This window comes from Pseudoalteromonas sp. SR45-6, assembly GCF_014163545.1.
Lineage (GTDB): Bacteria > Pseudomonadota > Gammaproteobacteria > Enterobacterales > Alteromonadaceae > Pseudoalteromonas > Pseudoalteromonas rhizosphaerae.
The window spans coordinates 1-209 of sequence record NZ_JACJDM010000259.1; the positions used below are offsets into that span (position 1 = coordinate 1).

The following is a 209-nucleotide window of genomic DNA, read 5'->3' on the forward strand; positions in this document are numbered from 1 at the left end:
TCTGTTACCGCTCGACTTGCATGTGTTAGGCCTGCCGCCAGCGTTCAATCTGAGCCATGATCAAACTCTTCAATTAAAAGTTTTTTCTGTCTTCTCCCATAAAGAGAGCCGACACGCTCAATGAATTCTGAATTTATTTAATATCTTTCGATATTGAATTGACTGTGCCGAAGCAACTTATAAATAAGTTACTTCTGTTGGTCACTCAG

At 39.7% G+C, this 209-nt stretch carries 1 rRNA gene; it reads right to left on the reverse strand.

The features are described 5' to 3' along the window. Window positions 1-76, reverse strand: a 16S ribosomal RNA gene (locus H5158_RS23110); the annotation flags it as partial. Between the last annotated feature and the right edge of the window lie 133 nt (window positions 77-209).